Below are 17,430 nucleotides of genomic sequence, written 5' to 3'. Positions count from 1 at the left end.
CCAGCCTCAGAGCTTGATCTCGATGTTCACGTCGGCAGGCAGGTCGAGACGCATGAGCGAGTCGACGGCCTTCGGCGTGGGATCGATGATGTCGATCAGCCGCTTGTGCGTGCGCATCTCGAAGTGCTCGCGGCTGTCCTTGTACTTGTGAGGCGACCGGATGACGCAGAAGACGTTCTTCTCCGTCGGCAGCGGCACCGGACCCACGACCGTTGCACCAGCGCGCGTCACCGTGTCGACGATCTTGCGCGCCGAGCTGTCGATGACCTCGTGGTCGTAGGACTTGAGCCGGATGCGGATCTTCTGTCCCGCCATGGCGTCGTCTGACTCTCTCTCTCGAACCGCTAGCTGTCCGACCCCCGCGCTCGGGCGTGTCGCGTAGTCGCGACGCACCTGGGCGCACGCGCCGAGAGACGCAGGGCCGTTGGATATGTGGACCGGCGTCCGCACCGTGCTGACGCACGGCTCCGCGGAGCAGACCACAACGTTTGTGCGAGCCTGGTCGGAACGTGTGTTCCGCGGGGTACTCGATCCATGGCGACAGAGAGCTCAACCCGCAGACCCGGGACGAGATCCCGGGGTCCTGGTCCTCCTCGGGAGGACCGGTTCAACACACTGTTCGACACGTGAAAGAGCGCACCCGTAACAGGCAACCTGAACAGTCTGCCACACGAAGCCCGCCCGGGCCAAGTCGAGACCGGGGCGGGTGCTGTGACGGTGACCGCAGGTGTGACCGCGGTGCCACCGCACAGGGCGGCGGACCGCAGGCCGAAGGCCCGGCCCCGCGGACGGGACCGGGCCTTCGACGAGTGCTGCGGAGGCAGCGTCAGATCACTTGAGGATCTTGGTGACGCGGCCCGAGCCGACGGTGCGGCCACCCTCGCGGATGGCGAAGCCGAGGCCCTCCTCCATGGCGATCGGCTGGATGAGCTCGACCGTCATCTCGGTGTTGTCGCCGGGCATGACCATCTCGGTGCCCTCGGGCAGCGTGATGACGCCGGTGACGTCGGTGGTCCGGAAGTAGAACTGCGGACGGTAGTTCGAGTAGAACGGGTTGTGACGGCCACCCTCGTCCTTGCCCAGGATGTAGACCTGCGCCTCGAAGTTGGTGTGCGGGGTGATCGAGCCCGGCTTGACGACGACCTGGCCGCGCTCGACGTCCTCGCGCTTGATGCCGCGCAGGAGCAGACCGGTGTTGTCGCCGGCCTGAGCCTGGTCCATCTGCTTGTGGAACGTCTCGATGCCCGTGACCGTGGTCTTCTGGGGCGCGCGGATGCCGACGATCTCGACGTCCGAGTTGAGGTCGAGCGTGCCACGCTCCACCTTGCCGGTGACGACGGTGCCACGACCGGTGATCGTGAAGACGTCCTCGACGGGCATGAGGAACGGCTTGTCGAGCTCGCGGACGGGCTCCGGGACGTTCTCGTCCACGGCCTCCATGAGCTCGAGGATCTTCGCGGTCCACTCGGGGTCGCCCTCGAGCGCCTTGAGACCCGACACGCGCACGACCGGCGCGTTGTCGCCGTCGAACTCCTGCGAGGAGAGGAGCTCGCGCACCTCCATCTCGACGAGCTCAAGGATCTCCTCGTCGTCGACCATGTCCGACTTGTTCAGCGCGACGAGCAGGTACGGCACGCCGACCTGGCGGGCGAGCAGGACGTGCTCGCGCGTCTGGGCCATCGGGCCGTCGGTCGCGGCGACCACCAGGATCGCGCCGTCCATCTGGGCGGCACCGGTGATCATGTTCTTGATGTAGTCGGCGTGACCCGGAGCGTCGACGTGCGCGTAGTGGCGCTTCGGCGTCTCGTACTCGATGTGCGCGATGTTGATCGTGATACCGCGCTGCTTCTCCTCGGGAGCCGCGTCGATCTCGTCGAAGTTGCGCTGCGTGTTCGCCGGCAGGTCCGGGTACGTGTCCGCGAGCGTCTTCGAGATCGCCGCCGTGAGCGTCGTCTTACCGTGGTCGACGTGACCGATGGTGCCGACGTTGACGTGCGGCTTGGTCCGCTCGAACTTGGCCTTAGCCACTGGGGTCCTCCTGGGACTTGGGTAGATGTGCCGAACGTTGCGAATGTCGACCGAGAGATCTTACATCCGCGGGGCGTTGCGGTTTCCTACAGGTTGATGGTTGTGCGGGTCTTCGACCTGTGGGGACTCACTCGCCCCGGGTCTTCTTGATGATCTCTTCGGCAACGTTCCGAGGAACCTCGGCGTAGCTGTCGAACTGCATCGAGTACACCGCGCGCCCCTGGGTCTTGGACCGGAGGTCACCGATGTACCCGAACATCTCTGACAACGGTACTTGGGCCCGGACGACCTTCACACCCGTCGCGTCCTCCATGGACTGGATCATTCCACGACGTGAGTTCAGGTCGCCGATGACGTCGCCCATGTACTCCTCGGGCGTACGCACCTCGACCGCCATCACCGGCTCCAGCAGAACCGGGTCCGCCCGCTTGACGCCCTCCTTGAGGACCATCGAGCCGGCGATCTTGAACGCCATCTCCGAGGAGTCGACCTCGTGGTAGGCGCCGTCGAGCAGGGTCGCCTTCACCCCGACCAGCGGGAAGCCGGCGAGCACGCCGAGCTCCATCGCGGACTGGATACCGGCGTCGACGCTCGGGATGTACTCGCGCGGGATGCGACCACCGGTGACGGCGTTGGAGAACTCGTAGAGCTCGCCCTCGGCCGTGTCGAGCGGCTCGAAGGTCACCTGGACCTTCGCGAACTGCCCGGACCCACCGGTCTGCTTCTTGTGCGTGTACTCGATCTTCTCCGCCTTGCGGCGGATGGTCTCGCGGTACGCGACCTGCGGCTTGCCGACGTTGGCCTCGACCTTGAACTCGCGACGCATGCGGTCGACGAGGATGTCGAGGTGGAGCTCGCCCATGCCGCCGATGACGGTCTGGCCGGTCTCGTCGTCCAGCTTGACGCGGAACGTCGGGTCCTCCTCGGCGAGCTTCTGGATCGCCGTGGAGAGCTTCTCCTGGTCAGCCTTCGTCTTCGGCTCGATCGCGACGTCGATGACGGGCTCCGGGAAGCTCATCGACTCGAGGATCACCGGGTTCGCCATGTCGCTCAGCGTGTCACCGGTCGTGGTGTCCTTGAGGCCGATGACCGCGTAGATGTGACCGGCGCTCGCCTCGTCGACCGGGTTCTCCTTGTTGGAGTGCATCTGGAAGATCTTGCCGATGCGCTCCTTCTTGCCCTTGGTCGAGTTCGCGACCTGCTGGCCGGGCTCGACGCGACCGGAGTACACGCGCACGTAGGTGAGCTTGCCGAAGAACGGGTGCGCCGCGACCTTGAAGGCGAGCGCGGAGAACGGCTCCGAGGCGTCGGGGTGACGCTGGACGACCTTCTCCTCGTCCTTGGGGTCGTGACCGTCGATCGCCGGCACGTCGAGGGGCGACGGCAGGTAGTCGATGACCGCGTCGAGCATGGGCTGGACGCCCTTGTTCTTGAACGCGGAACCGCAGAGGACCGGGAACGCCTCGCCCGCGATGACGAGCTTGCGGATGCCGGACTTGATCTCGGCGACCGTCAGCTCCTCGCCGCCGAGGTACTTCTCCAGCAGCTCCTCGTCGGCCTCGGCGACGGCCTCGACGAGCTCGCTGCGGTACCGCTCGGCCTTCTCGACCAGGTCCGCGGGGATCTCCTCGGTGTCGTACGCCTCGCCGAGCTGGGTCTCCCCGTGCCAGACGAGCGCCTTCATCTCGATGAGGTCGACGACGCCGGTGAAGTCGCTCTCGGCGCCGATCGGCAGCTGGATGACCAGCGGCTTGGCCTTGAGACGGTTGATGATGGTGTCGACGGTGAAGTAGAAGTCCGCGCCGAGCTTGTCCATCTTGTTGACGAAGCAGATGCGGGGGACGTTGTACTTGTCCGCCTGGCGCCACACCGTCTCGGACTGGGGCTCCACGCCCTCCTTGCCGTCGAAGACCGCGACGGCGCCGTCGAGCACGCGCAGGGAGCGCTCGACCTCGACCGTGAAGTCGACGTGGCCGGGCGTGTCGATGATGTTGATCTGGTTCTTGTTCCAGTAGCACGAGACGGCGGCGGACGTGATCGTGATGCCGCGCTCCTTCTCCTGCTCCATCCAGTCGGTCGTCGACGCGCCGTCGTGCGTCTCGCCGAGCTTGTAGTTCACACCCGTGTAGAACAGGATGCGCTCGGTGGTCGTGGTCTTCCCGGCATCGATGTGGGCCATGATGCCGATGTTGCGGACCTTGCTCAGGTCGGTCAGCACGTCAAGTGCCACGGTCTGCTTCCCTCGTTAGATGGGTTGAGTCGGGGGGCGCTGCTCGGACCGGGGTGACCGGCCTCGGACCCGCCGACGGCCCCGGGGACGCGTCGGTCCCCGGGGCCCGTCGTGCGGACTACCAGCGGTAGTGGGCGAAGGCCTTGTTGGACTCCGCCATCTTGTGCATGTCCTCGCGACGCTTGACCGCTGCGCCGAGGCCGTTGCTCGCGTCGAGGATCTCGTTCATGAGGCGCTCCGTCATCGACTTCTCGCGACGTGCGCGCGAGTAGTCCGTGAGCCAGCGCAGCGCGAGCGTCGTCGCGCGCGCGGGGCGCACCTCGACCGGCACCTGGTAGGTCGCACCACCGACGCGGCGCGAGCGGACCTCGAGCGCGGGGCGGACGTTCTCGAGCGCACGCTTGAGGACGACGACCGGGTCGCCGTCCGTCTTCGCCCGGACGCCCTCGAGGGCGCCGTAGACGATCGACTCGGCGGTGGACTTCTTGCCGTCGAGCAGCACCTTGTTGATGAGCTGCGTGACGACGGGCGACCCGTAGACGGGGTCGACGATGAGCGGCCGCTTCGGGGCCGGGCCCTTGCGAGGCATCAGCTCTTCTCCTTCTTGGCGCCGTAGCGGGAGCGGGCCTGCTTGCGGTTCTTCACGCCCTGCGTGTCGAGCGCGCCGCGCACGATCTTGTAGCGCACGCCCGGGAGGTCCTTCACACGACCGCCGCGCACGAGCACGATGGAGTGCTCCTGGAGGTTGTGGCCGACGCCGGGGATGTAGGCCGTGACCTCGACCTGGGAGGAGAGCTTCACGCGAGCGACCTTGCGCAGCGCGGAGTTCGGCTTCTTCGGGGTGGTGGTGTACACGCGCGTGCACACACCGCGCCGCTGCGGGGAGCCCTTGAGGGCGGGGGTCTTCGACTTCCCCACCTTCGAGGTCCGCCCCTTGCGGACGAGCTGCTGGATCGTAGGCACTACGTCTCCGTGTCTTCTCGAGCTACCGGGGCTATCCCCGATGGTGGTCGTGCTGGCTGCTGGAGCCGATCGCACGAGGCACCCGCAGCGCGAGACACGCTGCAGCAGCCACCTACCACCGGCTCGATGGTCCGTCGCCCGCCCGCGGGCACGAAGGCGCCGCAAGGACCGGGATCCGGAGTGCCCGGGCACTCACATCGGCCCGTCCGGAGCCCGCTGCGCGGAGGTGGGAGCGATCGCTCGCTGACACCGCCCCGCCAGGGACATCACGGAGGGCCCGACGGCGCGGGCACGGTTCACCAGGCTACCACAGCGGGCAGGCAGACGCGCGGTCGGCGATCAGGACGCGACGAGCCGCGCGTCTCACCGGTCCTTGGCGTAGAGGAAGAGATGACGCTCGCGGGTCAGCGCCAGCCCGAACATGGTACCGAGCAGGGCGCCGAGCCCCGCCGGGATCGCGACGCGCGCGCCGAGGACGGCAGCGAGGAGAAGGTCGCCCCGAGCTCCGAGCACGAGCATCGACGTCGCCATGCACACCGCGAGGGGTGGTACGACCCAGGCCGTCGCCTCGAGGAGCGACATCGACCACAGGTCGGCCGCCCGCACCCTGTCGTGCAGGGCCGCCGCGAGCTCGACGCGACGGGCGCGGACCGCGACGATCCCGAGCAGGAGCGCGAAGACCCCGGCGGCGACGCCGCCGAACCGTGTGATCCGGTCCGCGAACCGGGCATGCCCGTCGAACGCGGCGCCGAGCGAGGCGTTGAGCTGGCCGACGACCGGGTCGTCCGTGCTCTCGTCGGCCGGCGGCAACAACGTCGTGAACAGGAGCGTCCGGAGTCGCTCGTCCTGCGGCCAGGCCTCCACCCAGCACTCGTCGAACACGGCCCGGTCTCCGCCGGGGAGCAACGCCAGGTACCCGAGCCCCGACCGTCGGCCGTCCACCGGATAGGGAAAGGTACCCGCCACCCGGGTCGGACCGTCCGTCGTCTCCAGCACATCTGCCCGGACCCTCCCCAGGGTGCGGGCTGCGTCTTCCGACAGCACCACCCCGCCTCCCCGGTCGACGTCGGCGTGGACCACGGAGAGAAAGCCGTCCGTCGCGTACCCCGCCGGGAGCGGAGCCCCGGGGAGGCTGGCCGCCGTCACCTTCTCCTGCGGGAGCGCCAGGGCCCCTGCTGCTCGTACGCCGGAGATCTGCCCGAGCGCCTCGCAGCGCGCGCCGTCGACCCGCCCGCTCGCGACGATCGTCATCGTCGACCCTCCTGCCTCCCGGAAGGCCGTCGCTGCGTTCTCGATGCTGCGCACGGCGAGGAGGTCGGCGCCGAGCAGCACCAGGCAGACCGCCCCGAGCACCGACGTGAGCAGCACGCTCCGGGTGGTCCCGGTGAGGACGTTGCGCCCGACCTCGCGCAGGATCGACCGGAGCCTCACGTCGTGGCTCCGTCCCGGGCCTCGAACCTCGCGAGGTCGACGTGGTCGGTGCACGCGTCGCGGGTGTGCTCGTCGTGCGTGGCGACGACCACGATCGTCGCGTCGGTCGCCAGCCGTGCGATCGCGTCGTTGACACGCCGCGCCGTCGGGAGGTCGAGCTGCGCGGTCGGCTCGTCGACGAGGAGCAACCCCGGCCGGCCGGCGATGGCGCGCGCGAGCATCAACCGCTGCGCCTCGCCGCCGGACAGCCGCCGGAACTCCTGGGCCGCGACGGACGACAGCGCGAACCGTTCCAGGATCTCGGTCGCCTCGCGCTCGGCGGCGCGTGGGCCGAGCCCCGTGGCCAGGAGGGGGAGCGTGACATGGTCGAGGGCCGTCCGACGCGGGGTGCCGTGCGGGTTCTGGAAGACCCAGCCGACGTGGCTGATCCCCGCACGACGGATCGAACCCTCCGTCGGTTCGGACCATCCGGCGAGCAGGCTCAGGAGCGTGCTCTTCCCCGACCCGGAGGGACCGGTCAGCGCGTAGACGCGCCCGGGCTCGAGGCGAGCGTCCAGGTGCCGGAACAACCACGGGCGGCCAGGGAACCGATGACCCAGATCGTCCGTCTCTAGGTGCACGGCGTGCCCGGTGCGGGGTCCGTGTCGACGGTCGCGAGGGGCTCCGGCCCGTCGACGACGACGAACGACTGGCCCAGCTGTGACCCGACGATGCCGACCGCGCGCACCACGCCGTCGGACAGGACGCAGCCACGACCGTCCGCTGCGCCGAACAGCGCGGACGGCGGGACGACCGACACCGCCTGCGGCGCGGCGAGCACGAGCTGGGCGGTCGGCGCACCGGCGCGGCCGGCGTCGCCGTCGGTGCTGGTCGGCTGGAGCGACGGCAGCGGGCTGAGCTGCACGAGTGCCGCCGGGTCGGAGACCGCGAGCGCTGCGTCGACGGGGACGCTCGTCCCGTCGACGACCAGGACGCGGTCGCCAGGAACCAGCCCCTCGGGTGGCTCGGCGACGGTGACGCTCTCGAGCGCGCCCGGGACCGAGGCCACCGGATCCCCCGCCGCAACCGTGCTCCCGACCGTCGCCAGGCACTCGTTGACCGACGTCGACGGCGCGGGGAGCCACACGATGCGGTCGATCGTCACGCGATCGAGAGCACCGGGCTTCCCGCCCGCCTGCTCGTAGAGGTCGCGCAACGCCCGGAGCGCGGCCCTCCGCAAGGGCCCCTCCGTATCGACCTCGTACCCGAGGCGCGCCAGCTCGGTCTGGAGTGCGGTGACGTCCTCCCCCTCGTCCCCGAGGGACAGGTCGCGCCACAACGGCACCGATGTCGCGAGGCCGACGAGCGGGACGCCGTCCACCGTCAGCACGGAGCTCCCCGACTCCATCGGCACACCGGCCTTGCAGCGGGACGTCGTGACCCTGCCGGTGGCCGGCACCGTGAGAGCGAGGTCGTCGCCGCGCGACAGCCTCAGCTCGACCGGTCGTGGGTCGTCGAACTCCGCCTCTCCCACGGGAAAGTCCAGCGAGCGCTCAGGGGTGGCGAGCGACGACGGCGTCACCGGTCTCATGTACACGACGGTTCCGACCACGCCGAGCGCGGCGCACAGACAGGCGCCCACGGCGGCGAGGCCGATCTTGGTCCACGAGGCCATCGGCTACTGCTGCTGTTCCAGGATCCCCAGCGGGTCCACGGAGCACGACCGCAGCGCCTCCTGGAGATCGGTGGGAAGGGTGTCGAGCTCGACGAACCTGCCCTCGTTGTCCTGGGAGTAGTCCTCGGCGCCATAGTCGGCAGGTACCACGCCTGCCTCGACCAGGCACTCGGCCCCGATCGTCGCCCAGTCGCGGTTCTCGGGATTGGTCCGCATGATGTCGTGAAGGAAGCCGACTGCGTCCTCGCCGCTGGTTGCCGAGCACTCGTCGATCAGAGCGTCGGTTTCCTCCGGGTTCGGGGCGGACGACGTCGTAAAGCCTCCGTCGGCGTTGTACCCCGTGAACGCGATGCCCTTCCCGGCGAGGCATGTCGTGAAGAGCTCGACCATCTCCGCGTGCTCGGCATCGGTGATCACGGAGTCCGCGAGGACTCCACGAGCGAAGTCCGATGCGGTGTCCCGGTATGCCTGCTCGAACTCAGCAGCGAACGGACCCGTGAACTCGGGCACGGCACTGTCCGAGGGTCCGGTGGGAGAGGGCGCTGCTGCCATGTCATCCTCGGCGGCCCCGCAGGCCCCGAGGAAGCTCATCATGACCAGCGACGCCGTCACCACGACGGCTCGACCTGCGTACCTGTGCATGCACCCTCCAAGAAGCCGAACGTCAGGACTCTGCACCCGCTGCTGAGAGCGGCTGACGTAGCCGCCCGCAGCCACAGGACCTACGCGAGCGCGTAGTTGCAGGAGTTGCCCCCGCCCGGGTTCGGAGAGGTGTTGGCGTAGGACCACACGCCCTTGGCCTTCCACGCGCTCCGCACGGTCTCGTACGGCGTCGACACGCTCGACCGGTGAGTCTTGCTGGCGTGGTAGTAGTTCGACTCCAGGATCATCGTCGTGTACTGCCAGTACCACTTGCCGCCGTCTCGGTATTCCAGACCGGCAGCCGCCGGACCAGCGGTGCCGAGTCCCACACCCACGGCCAGAGCGACGCTGCACGCCGCCGTGACGAACTTCCGCATGGCTGTCCCCCATCAGTCATGCACCACCCCCTGTGATGACGCGGAGCCCAAGATAGCCGCGCACCGTACCCCACCCTGATGAGTTCACATTCTGGACAAGCCGGTCGCCACCCGCGGCACAAGCACGCGGGGCGTGATCTCTCAGCGGTAGTCGCCGAAGTCCAGGTCCTCGAGCGGGATCGCCTCGCCGGAGCCCATGCCGAGCGCCGGGAAGTCGATCTCGTCGTAGCCGAAGCTCGGGTAGAGCTCGGTCTTGGCCTGCTCGGTCGGCTCGACCTGGACCTTGGTGTACCGGGGCAGACCGGTACCGGCCGGGATGAGCTTACCGATGATGACGTTCTCCTTGAGGCCGAGGAGCGGGTCGCGACGACCGCTCATCGACGCCTCGGTGAGCACGCGCGTCGTCTCCTGGAAGGAGGCCGCCGACAGCCACGAGTCCGTCGCGAGCGACGCCTTCGTGATGCCCATCAGCTCGGGACGGCCGGAGGCCGGCTGGCCGCCCTCCGCCACCGCACGACGGTTCGCGTCCTCGAAGCGGCCGCGCTCGGCGAGCTCGCCCGGCAGGAGGTGCGAGTCGCCCGAGTCGAGCACGGTCACGCGACGCAGCATCTGCCGCACGATGACCTCGATGTGCTTGTCGTGGATGTCCACGCCCTGGGAGCGGTAGACCTCCTGGACCTCGTCCACCAGGTGCTTCTGCGTGGCGCGCGGGCCGAGGATGCGCAGGACCTTCTTGGGGTCCACCGCACCCTGGACGAGCTGCGTGCCGACGTTGACGTGGTCGCCGTCCTGCACGAGCAGGCGCGCACGCTTGGTCACCGGGTAGGCGATCTCCTCCGAGCCGTCGTCCGGCGTGAGCACCAGACGGCGCGAGCGCTCCGAGTCGTCGATCGCGATGCGGCCCGAGAACTCCGCGATGGGCGCCTCACCCTTGGGGGTGCGGGCCTCGAAGAGCTCCGTGACACGCGGCAGACCCTGCGTGATGTCGTCCGCGGAGGCGACACCACCGGTGTGGAAGGTACGCATCGTCAGCTGCGTGCCCGGCTCACCGATCGACTGGGCGGCGATGATGCCGACCGCCTCGCCGATGTCGACGAGCTTGCCCGTGGCGAGCGAGCGCCCGTAGCACTTGGCGCACGTGCCGACGCGCGACTCGCACGTGAGGACCGAGCGGACCTTGGCCTCGCGGACGCCCGCGGCCACCGCGGCGTCGATGAGGACGTCGCCCGCGTCGTCGCCGGCCTTGCCGACGACGTTCCCGTCGGGGTCGACCAGGTCGGCCGCGAGGGTGCGCGAGTAGACGCTCGTCTCCACCTTCGGGTGGCGCACGAGGATGCCCGCGAGCTCCTCCGCGATCGGCAGCGTCAGGCCGCGCTCCGTGCCGCAGTCCTCCTCGCGGACGATGACGTCCTGCGACACGTCCACGAGACGACGCGTGAGGTAGCCCGAGTCGGCGGTCCGCAGCGCGGTGTCCGCCAGACCCTTGCGGGCGCCGTGCGTCGCGATGAAGTACTCCAGGACGGACAGGCCCTCGCGGTAGTTGGACTTGATCGGGCGCGGGATGATCTCGCCCTTCGGGTTCGCCACGAGACCGCGCATGCCGGCGATCTGACGCACCTGCATCCAGTTACCACGTGCACCCGAGCCGACCATGCGGTACACGGTGTTGCGGTCGTTCGCCTCGAGGTTCTCGCGCATGACGGAGGCGACCTTGTCCGTCGCCTGGGTCCAGATCTCGATGAGCTCCTGACGGCGCTCGTCGTCCGTGATGAGACCACGGTCGTACTGCTGCTGGACCTTGAGCGCGCGCTCCTCGTGCTGCTCGAGGATCTCCGCCTTCGCCGCCGGGGTGGCGACGTCGGAGATCGCGATCGTGACGCCCGAGCGGGTCGCCCAGCGGAAGCCGGCGGCCTTCAGCGCGTCGAGCGACGCCGCGACCTCGACCTTCGGGTAGCGCTCCGCGAGCTCGTTGACGATCGCCGAGAGGCGCTTCTTGTCGACCACGGAGTTCACGTACGGGTAGTCGACGGGGAGCGTCTCGTTGAACAGCGCGCGACCGAGCGTGGTGTCGAAGAGGATCGGCTGACCCTCCTCCCAGCCCTCGGGAGCCTCGAAGCCGGAGACCGGCGGGACGAGGTCCGTCAGGCGGATCTTCACCTCGGCGTTCAGGTCCAGGGTGCCCTGGTCGAACGCCATGATCGCCTCGGCGACCGAGCCGAACGCGCGGCCCTCGCCCTCGGCGCCCTTGCGGTCGCTCGTCAGGTGGTACAGACCGATGATCATGTCCTGCGAGGGCATGGTCACCGGACGACCGTCCGACGGCTTGAGGATGTTGTTGCTCGAGAGCATGAGGATGCGGGCCTCGGCCTGCGCCTCCGCGCTCAGGGGCAGGTGGACGGCCATCTGGTCACCGTCGAAGTCCGCGTTGAACGCGGCGCACACGAGCGGGTGCAGGTGGATCGCCTTGCCCTCGACGAGCTGCGGCTCGAACGCCTGGATGCCCAGGCGGTGCAGCGTCGGCGCACGGTTGAGCAGCACCGGGTGCTCGGTGATGACCTCCTCGAGCACGTCCCACACGACCGGGCGGGCACGCTCGACCATGCGCTTGGCGCTCTTGATGTTCTGCGCGTGGTTGAGGTCCACGAGCCGCTTCATGACGAACGGCTTGAACAGCTCGAGCGCCATCTGCTTCGGCAGGCCGCACTGGTGCAGCTTGAGCTGCGGGCCGACGACGATGACCGAACGGCCCGAGTAGTCGACGCGCTTGCCGAGCAGGTTCTGACGGAAACGACCCTGCTTGCCCTTGAGCATGTCCGAGATGGACTTCAGCGGGCGGTTGCCCGGGCCCGTGACCGGACGACCACGACGGCCGTTGTCGAACAGCGAGTCGACGGCCTCCTGGAGCATCCGCTTCTCGTTGTTGACGATGATCTCCGGCGCGCCCAGGTCGAGCAGACGCTTGAGGCGGTTGTTCCGGTTGATCACGCGGCGGTACAGGTCGTTGAGGTCGCTCGTCGCGAAGCGGCCACCGTCGAGCTGCACCATCGGGCGCAGGTCCGGCGGGATGACCGGGACGGCGTCGAGCACCATGCCCGTGGGCGAGTTCGTCGTCGTGAGGAACGCGTTGACGACCTTGAGGCGCTTGAGGGCACGCGTCTTGCGCTGGCCCTTGCCCGAGCGGATGGTCTCGCGCAGGGACTCGGCCTCCGCCTCCAGGTCGAAGTCCTGGAGACGCTTCTGGATCGCCGCGGCGCCCATCGAACCCTCGAAGTACGTGCCGTAGCGGTCCTGGAGGGCGCGGTAGAGCATCTCGTCGCCCTCAAGGTCGGCGACCTTGAGGTTCTTGAAGCGGTCCCACACCTGGTCGAGGCGGTCGAGCTGCGCGTCCGCGCGCTTGCGGATCTGCGCCATCTCGCGCTCGGCCGAGTCGCGGACCTTGCGGCGCGCGTCGGCCTTGGCACCCTCGGCCTCGAGCTCGGCCAGGTCGGCCTCGAGCTTCTGGGCGCGGGCGTTGATGTCGTTGTCGCGGGCGTCCGCGATCTCCTTCTTCTCCAGGTCGATCTCGTTCTGGAGGTTGGGGAGGTCCTCCTGGCGGCCCTCCTCGTCGACCGAGGTGATCATGTACGCCGCGAAGTAGATGACCTTCTCGAGGTCCTTCGGGGCGAGGTCGAGCAGGTAGCCGAGGCGCGAGGGCACGCCCTTGAAGAACCAGATGTGCGTGACGGGCGCGGCGAGCTCGATGTGGCCCATGCGCTCACGACGCACCTTCGAGCGCGTCACCTCGACGCCGCAGCGCTCGCAGATGATGCCCTTGAAGCGCACGCGCTTGTACTTGCCGCAGTAGCACTCCCAGTCCCGGGTCGGGCCGAAGATCTTCTCGCAGAAGAGTCCGTCCTTCTCGGGCTTGAGGGTGCGGTAGTTGATGGTCTCGGGCTTCTTCACCTCACCGTGCGACCACGCACGGATGTCGTCGGCCGTGGCCAGGCCGATACGCAGCTCGTCGAAGACGTTGACGTCGAGCAAGTTGTCCTACTTCCTTCGTCTGCCGGGACCGGCCGGGGCCGGTGCCGACGCCATAAAGACGGTTGGTGCGGGGTCGTCGGCGGGAGCGGGGTGACCCGCTCCCGCCTGCCCGAGATCAGATCTCGTCGACGCTGGACGCCGCGTTGGGGCGGCGCGACAGGTCGATACCGAGCTCTTCTGCTGCGCGGTACACGTCGTCGTCCGACTCCCGCATCTCGATGGACACGCCGTCGCTCGAGAGCACCTCGACGTTCAGGCACAGCGACTGCATCTCCTTGAGGAGGACCTTGAAGGACTCCGGGATGCCCGAGTCGGGGATGTTCTCGCCCTTGACGATCGCCTCGTAGACCTTGACGCGGCCGGGGACGTCGTCCGACTTGATGGTGAGGAGCTCCTGGAGCGTGTAGGCCGCGCCGTACGCCTCGAGGGCCCACACCTCCATCTCGCCGAAGCGCTGGCCGCCGAACTGCGCCTTACCACCCAGCGGCTGCTGCGTGATCATCGAGTACGGGCCGGTCGAGCGCGCGTGGATCTTGTCGTCGACCAGGTGGTGGAGCTTGAGGATGTACATGTAGCCCACCGACACCGCCTCGGGGAACGGCTCGCCGGAGCGGCCGTCGAAGAGGCGCGCCTTGCCGTCGGCGCCGACCATGCGGTCGCCGTCGCGGTTCGGGATCGTCGTCGAGAGCAGGCCCGTGAGCGCGTCCTCGTGGACGCCGTCGAACACCGGGGTGGCGACGGGACGGCCCGGCTCGGACGTCGCGGCGATCTCCGGGACGTTCTCCCGCCAGGAGAGGTCCTTGCCCTCGGCCAGCGAGATGTCCCAGCCCTGCTTCGCGACCCACCCGAGGTGGGTCTCGAGGACCTGGCCGACGTTCATGCGACCGGGGACGCCCAGCGGGTTGAGGACGACGTCGACCGGGGTCCCGTCCGCGAGGAACGGCATGTCCTCGACGGGCAGGATCTTGGAGATGACGCCCTTGTTGCCGTGACGGCCGGCGAGCTTGTCGCCGTCCGTGATCTTGCGGCGCTGCGCGATGTAGACGCGCACGAGCTGGTTCACGCCCGCGGGCAGCTCGTCGCCGTCCTCGCGGTTGAACTCGCGCACGCCGATGACCGTGCCGGACTCGCCGTGGGGCACCTTGAGGGACGTGTCGCGCACCTCGCGCGCCTTCTCGCCGAAGATCGCACGGAGCAGTCGCTCCTCCGGGGTCAGCTCGGTCTCGCCCTTCGGGGTGACCTTGCCGACCAGGACGTCGCCCGCGCCGACCTCGGCGCCGATGCGGATGATGCCGCGCTCGTCGAGGTCCGCGAGGACGTCCTCGGAGACGTTCGGGATGTCCCGCGTGATCTCCTCCGGGCCCAGCTTGGTGTCGCGCGCGTCGACCTCGTGCTCCTCGATGTGGATCGAGGAGAGCACGTCGTCCTGCACGAGACGCTGGCTGAGGATGATCGCGTCCTCGTAGTTGTGGCCCTCCCACGACATGAACGCCACGAGGAGGTTGCGGCCGAGCGCGAGCTCGCCCTCGTCGGTCGCCGGGCCGTCCGCGAGGACGGAGCCGGGCTCGACGCGCTGGCCCTCGTCGACGAGCACGCGCTGGTTGTAGCTCGTGCCCTGGTTGGAGCGGCGGAACTTCGCGATCCGGTAGCTGCCGGTCGTGCCGTCGTCGTTCGCGACGAGCACGAGGTCGGCCGAGACCTCGGTGACGACACCGGGCTTCGACGCGACGACGACGTCGCCCGCGTCGACGGCCGCGCGCCACTCCATGCCGGTCCCGACGAGCGGGGCCTCGGAGCGGACCAGCGGCACGGCCTGGCGCTGCATGTTCGCACCCATGAGGGCGCGGTTGGCGTCGTCGTGCTCGAGGAACGGGATGAGCGCCGTCGCGACCGAGACCATCTGGCGCGGCGAGACGTCCATGTAGTCGACCTGCGCGCCGGGGACGATCTCGACCTCGCCGCCCTTGGTGCGCACGAGCACGCGCTCGTCCGCGAAGGAGCCGTCGGCGTTGAGCGTCTGGTTCGCCTGCGCGATGACGTGGCGGTCCTCGTCGTCGGCCGTGAGGTAGACGACCTCGTCGGTCACCTTGCCCGCCGTCACCTTGCGGTACGGCGTCTCGATGAAGCCGAACGGGTTGATGCGCCCGTACGACGCGAGCGAGCCGATCAGACCGATGTTCGGACCCTCAGGGGTCTCGATCGGGCACATGCGGCCGTAGTGCGACGGGTGGACGTCACGGACCTCCATGCCGGCGCGGTCGCGCGACAGACCGCCCGGGCCGAGGGCCGAGAGACGACGCTTGTGCGTCAGGCCCGCGAGCGGGTTGTTCTGGTCCATGAACTGCGAGAGCTGCGACGTGCCGAAGAACTCGCGGATGGACGCCACGACCGGGCGGATGTTGATGAGCGTCTGCGGCGTGATCGCCTCGACGTCCTGCGTCGTCATGCGCTCGCGCACGACGCGCTCCATCCGGGACAGGCCGGTGCGGACCTGGTTCTGGATGAGCTCGCCGACGGCGCGGATGCGACGGTTGCCGAAGTGGTCGATGTCGTCCGTCTCGACGCGCACCTCGACGGCCTCGCCGTTCCGGGTGCCCGGGATGGACGCGTGGTCGGCGTGCAGGGCCGCGAGGTACTTGATCGTCGCGACGACGTCCGAGACGGAGAGCGTGGAGTCCGTGAGCGGCGCGTCGATGCCGAGCTTCTTGTTCGCCTTGTAGCGGCCGACCTTCGCGAGGTCGTAGCGCTTCGGGTTGAAGTAGAAGTTCTCGAGCAGCGCGCGGCCGGCCTCGACCGTCGGCGGCTCGCCCGGGCGGATCTTGCGGTACAGGTCGACGAGGGCCTCGTCCTGGGTGTGGACGTGGTCCTTCTCGAGCGTGTCGAGCACCGACGGGAAGTCGGCGAACTGCTCGCGGATCTCCGACTCGGTCAGGCCGAGCGCCTTGAGCAGCACCGTGACGGACTGCTTGCGCTTGCGGTCGACGCGCACGCCGACGGCGTCGCGCTTGTCGATCTCGAACTCGAGCCAGGCGCCGCGCGAGGGGATGATCTTCGCCGAGAAGATGTCCTTGTCGCTCGTCTTGTCGGCGGCGCGCTCGAAGTAGACGCCGGGCGAGCGGACGAGCTGGGAGACGACGACGCGCTCGGTGCCGTTGATGATGAAGGTGCCGCGCTCGGTCATGAGCGGGAAGTCGCCCATGAAGACCGTCTGGCTCTTGATCTCGCCGGTGTTGTAGTTGACGAACTCCGCGGTGACGAAGAGCGGCGCGGCGTACGTGAAGTCCTTCTCCTTGCACTCGTCGGCCGTGTACTTCGGCGGCTCGAAGCGGTGGTTGGAGAACGACAGCGACATCGAGGACCCGAAGTCCTCGATCGGGGAGATCTCCTCGAAGATCTCCTCGAGACCCGACGTCGAGGGCACGTCCTGGCGGCCGGCCGCGGACGCGGCGGCGACACGCGCCTGCCACGCCTCGTTGCCGAGGAGCCAGTCGAAGCTCTCGGTCTGGAGGCCCAGCAGGTCGGGGACCTCGAGGGGCTCGTAGATCTTGGCGAAGGAGAGGCGACGCGATGCGGTGCGGTTCGCGATGGCGTCGGCGGTCGGAGCAGAAGGGGTGCGCGAGGCAGCCAAGAGGGGTCCTTCCCTGCAGATCGAAAGAACGCTGCACCGCCGGGCTGGACACGATCACCGCCACCACGACACCTCGCGGACGCGCACGTACGTCGACGAGGGGGTCGGGGGTATTTGAGATCGGGGGCACAGGACAGCGCAAAGCGTGAGCATAGCCCACAACGCATCGTGACACAACCCCGGGGCGTGCGACCCCATCCGGTTCCCGACGCGTGAACGCCTCACCGGTACTCGCGCGGGCCTCGTCGCCCGCCTCCGACCCGTCTCGCGGGTCGCGAACCTGCTTGCCGTCGACCTCGCTGTCCTGCGTCGTCGACCCGCACATGGTGGCACACTCGTGGCCGTTCCGTGAAGCCGGTGCGCCCGCCCGGGTGCCCGACGACGCGCACGCCCACCTCGGCGCCGCGCTCCCCGACCCGCCCACGTCGTCGGGCGCCGAGAACGACGACGAGGC

Annotated in this window: 12 protein-coding genes; all 12 read right to left on the bottom strand. The window is 68.9% G+C overall.

The genetic code is table 11. The annotated features are described in order from the left end of the window. Positions 1-6 precede the first annotated feature (6 nt). Positions 7-315: a 30S ribosomal protein S10 gene (gene rpsJ, locus ABRQ22_RS18725; RefSeq protein WP_012867945.1), complete on the bottom strand. Its 309-nt coding sequence runs from the start codon at positions 313-315 to the stop codon at positions 7-9. 516 nt (positions 316-831) lie between these two features. Then, on the bottom strand, positions 832-2,028 hold the full coding sequence (tuf, locus tag ABRQ22_RS18720) for an elongation factor Tu (RefSeq protein ID WP_253050806.1): 1,197 nt from the start codon (positions 2,026-2,028) through the stop codon (positions 832-834). A 127-nt stretch (positions 2,029-2,155) separates the two neighbouring features. Further along, a complete protein-coding gene (fusA, locus tag ABRQ22_RS18715; protein WP_253050805.1) occupies positions 2,156-4,258 on the bottom strand; it encodes an elongation factor G in 2,103 nt (700 codons plus the stop codon). A gap of 118 nt (positions 4,259-4,376) precedes the next feature. Further along, complete coding sequence (rpsG, locus tag ABRQ22_RS18710; protein ID WP_047233808.1) at positions 4,377-4,847, bottom strand: 30S ribosomal protein S7; 471 nt, start codon at positions 4,845-4,847, stop codon at positions 4,377-4,379. Beyond that, positions 4,847-5,221, bottom strand: coding sequence for a 30S ribosomal protein S12 (rpsL, locus tag ABRQ22_RS18705; protein WP_021479869.1), 375 nt, complete (start codon positions 5,219-5,221; stop codon positions 4,847-4,849). Before rpsL ends, rpsG begins: the two co-directional genes overlap by 1 nt. Before the next feature lie 363 nt (positions 5,222-5,584). Further along, positions 5,585-6,652: a hypothetical protein gene (locus ABRQ22_RS18700; RefSeq protein ID WP_353707800.1), complete on the bottom strand. Its 1,068-nt coding sequence runs from the start codon at positions 6,650-6,652 to the stop codon at positions 5,585-5,587. Beyond that, positions 6,649-7,221, bottom strand: coding sequence for an ATP-binding cassette domain-containing protein (locus ABRQ22_RS18695; RefSeq protein WP_353707799.1), 573 nt, complete (start codon positions 7,219-7,221; stop codon positions 6,649-6,651). Before ABRQ22_RS18695 ends, ABRQ22_RS18700 begins: the two co-directional genes overlap by 4 nt. Positions 7,222-7,262: 41 nt before the next feature. Beyond that, positions 7,263-8,306 carry a hypothetical protein gene (locus ABRQ22_RS18690; RefSeq protein ID WP_253050801.1) on the bottom strand — a complete coding sequence of 348 codons (1,044 nt, stop codon included), beginning with the start codon at positions 8,304-8,306 and terminating at the stop codon, positions 7,263-7,265. 3 nt (positions 8,307-8,309) lie between these two features. Further along, entirely contained in the window at positions 8,310-8,948 is a 639-nt protein-coding gene (locus ABRQ22_RS18685; protein ID WP_353707798.1) for a hypothetical protein, read from the bottom strand. 80 nt (positions 8,949-9,028) lie between these two features. Then, positions 9,029-9,325, bottom strand: a complete 297-nt coding sequence (locus tag ABRQ22_RS18680; protein ID WP_290444880.1) for a lactococcin 972 family bacteriocin — start codon at positions 9,323-9,325, stop codon at positions 9,029-9,031. A 141-nt stretch (positions 9,326-9,466) separates the two neighbouring features. Beyond that, the gene (locus tag ABRQ22_RS18675; protein WP_253055124.1) at positions 9,467-13,348 is read right to left on the bottom strand and encodes a DNA-directed RNA polymerase subunit beta'; all 3,882 of its coding nucleotides are present in this window, start codon (positions 13,346-13,348) and stop codon (positions 9,467-9,469) included. A 115-nt stretch (positions 13,349-13,463) separates the two neighbouring features. Then, complete coding sequence (gene rpoB / locus ABRQ22_RS18670; RefSeq protein ID WP_253055123.1) at positions 13,464-16,976, bottom strand: DNA-directed RNA polymerase subunit beta; 3,513 nt, start codon at positions 16,974-16,976, stop codon at positions 13,464-13,466. Between the last annotated feature and the right edge of the window lie 454 nt (positions 16,977-17,430).

The organism is Cellulosimicrobium sp. ES-005, assembly GCF_040448685.1.
In the GTDB taxonomy this organism is placed as follows: Bacteria; Actinomycetota; Actinomycetes; order Actinomycetales; family Cellulomonadaceae; genus Cellulosimicrobium; species Cellulosimicrobium cellulans_G.
The sequence above is the reverse complement of the archived record's forward strand: the minus strand, read 5'-3'. Positions and strand labels throughout refer to the sequence as shown.

Bases quoted from the DNA above. Each gene is read 5' to 3' on its own strand.
- ABRQ22_RS18690 (WP_253050801.1), bottom strand. From the start codon at position 8,306: ATGGCCTCGTGGACCAAGATCGGCCTCGCCGCCGTGGGCGCCTGTCTG.
- rpsG (WP_047233808.1), bottom strand. From the start codon at position 4,847: ATGCCTCGCAAGGGCCCGGCCCCGAAGCGGCCGCTCATCGTCGACCCC.
- ABRQ22_RS18680 (WP_290444880.1), bottom strand. From the start codon at position 9,325: ATGCGGAAGTTCGTCACGGCGGCGTGCAGCGTCGCTCTGGCCGTGGGT.
- rpsJ (WP_012867945.1), bottom strand. From the start codon at position 315: ATGGCGGGACAGAAGATCCGCATCCGGCTCAAGTCCTACGACCACGAG.
- ABRQ22_RS18685 (WP_353707798.1), bottom strand. From the start codon at position 8,948: ATGCACAGGTACGCAGGTCGAGCCGTCGTGGTGACGGCGTCGCTGGTC.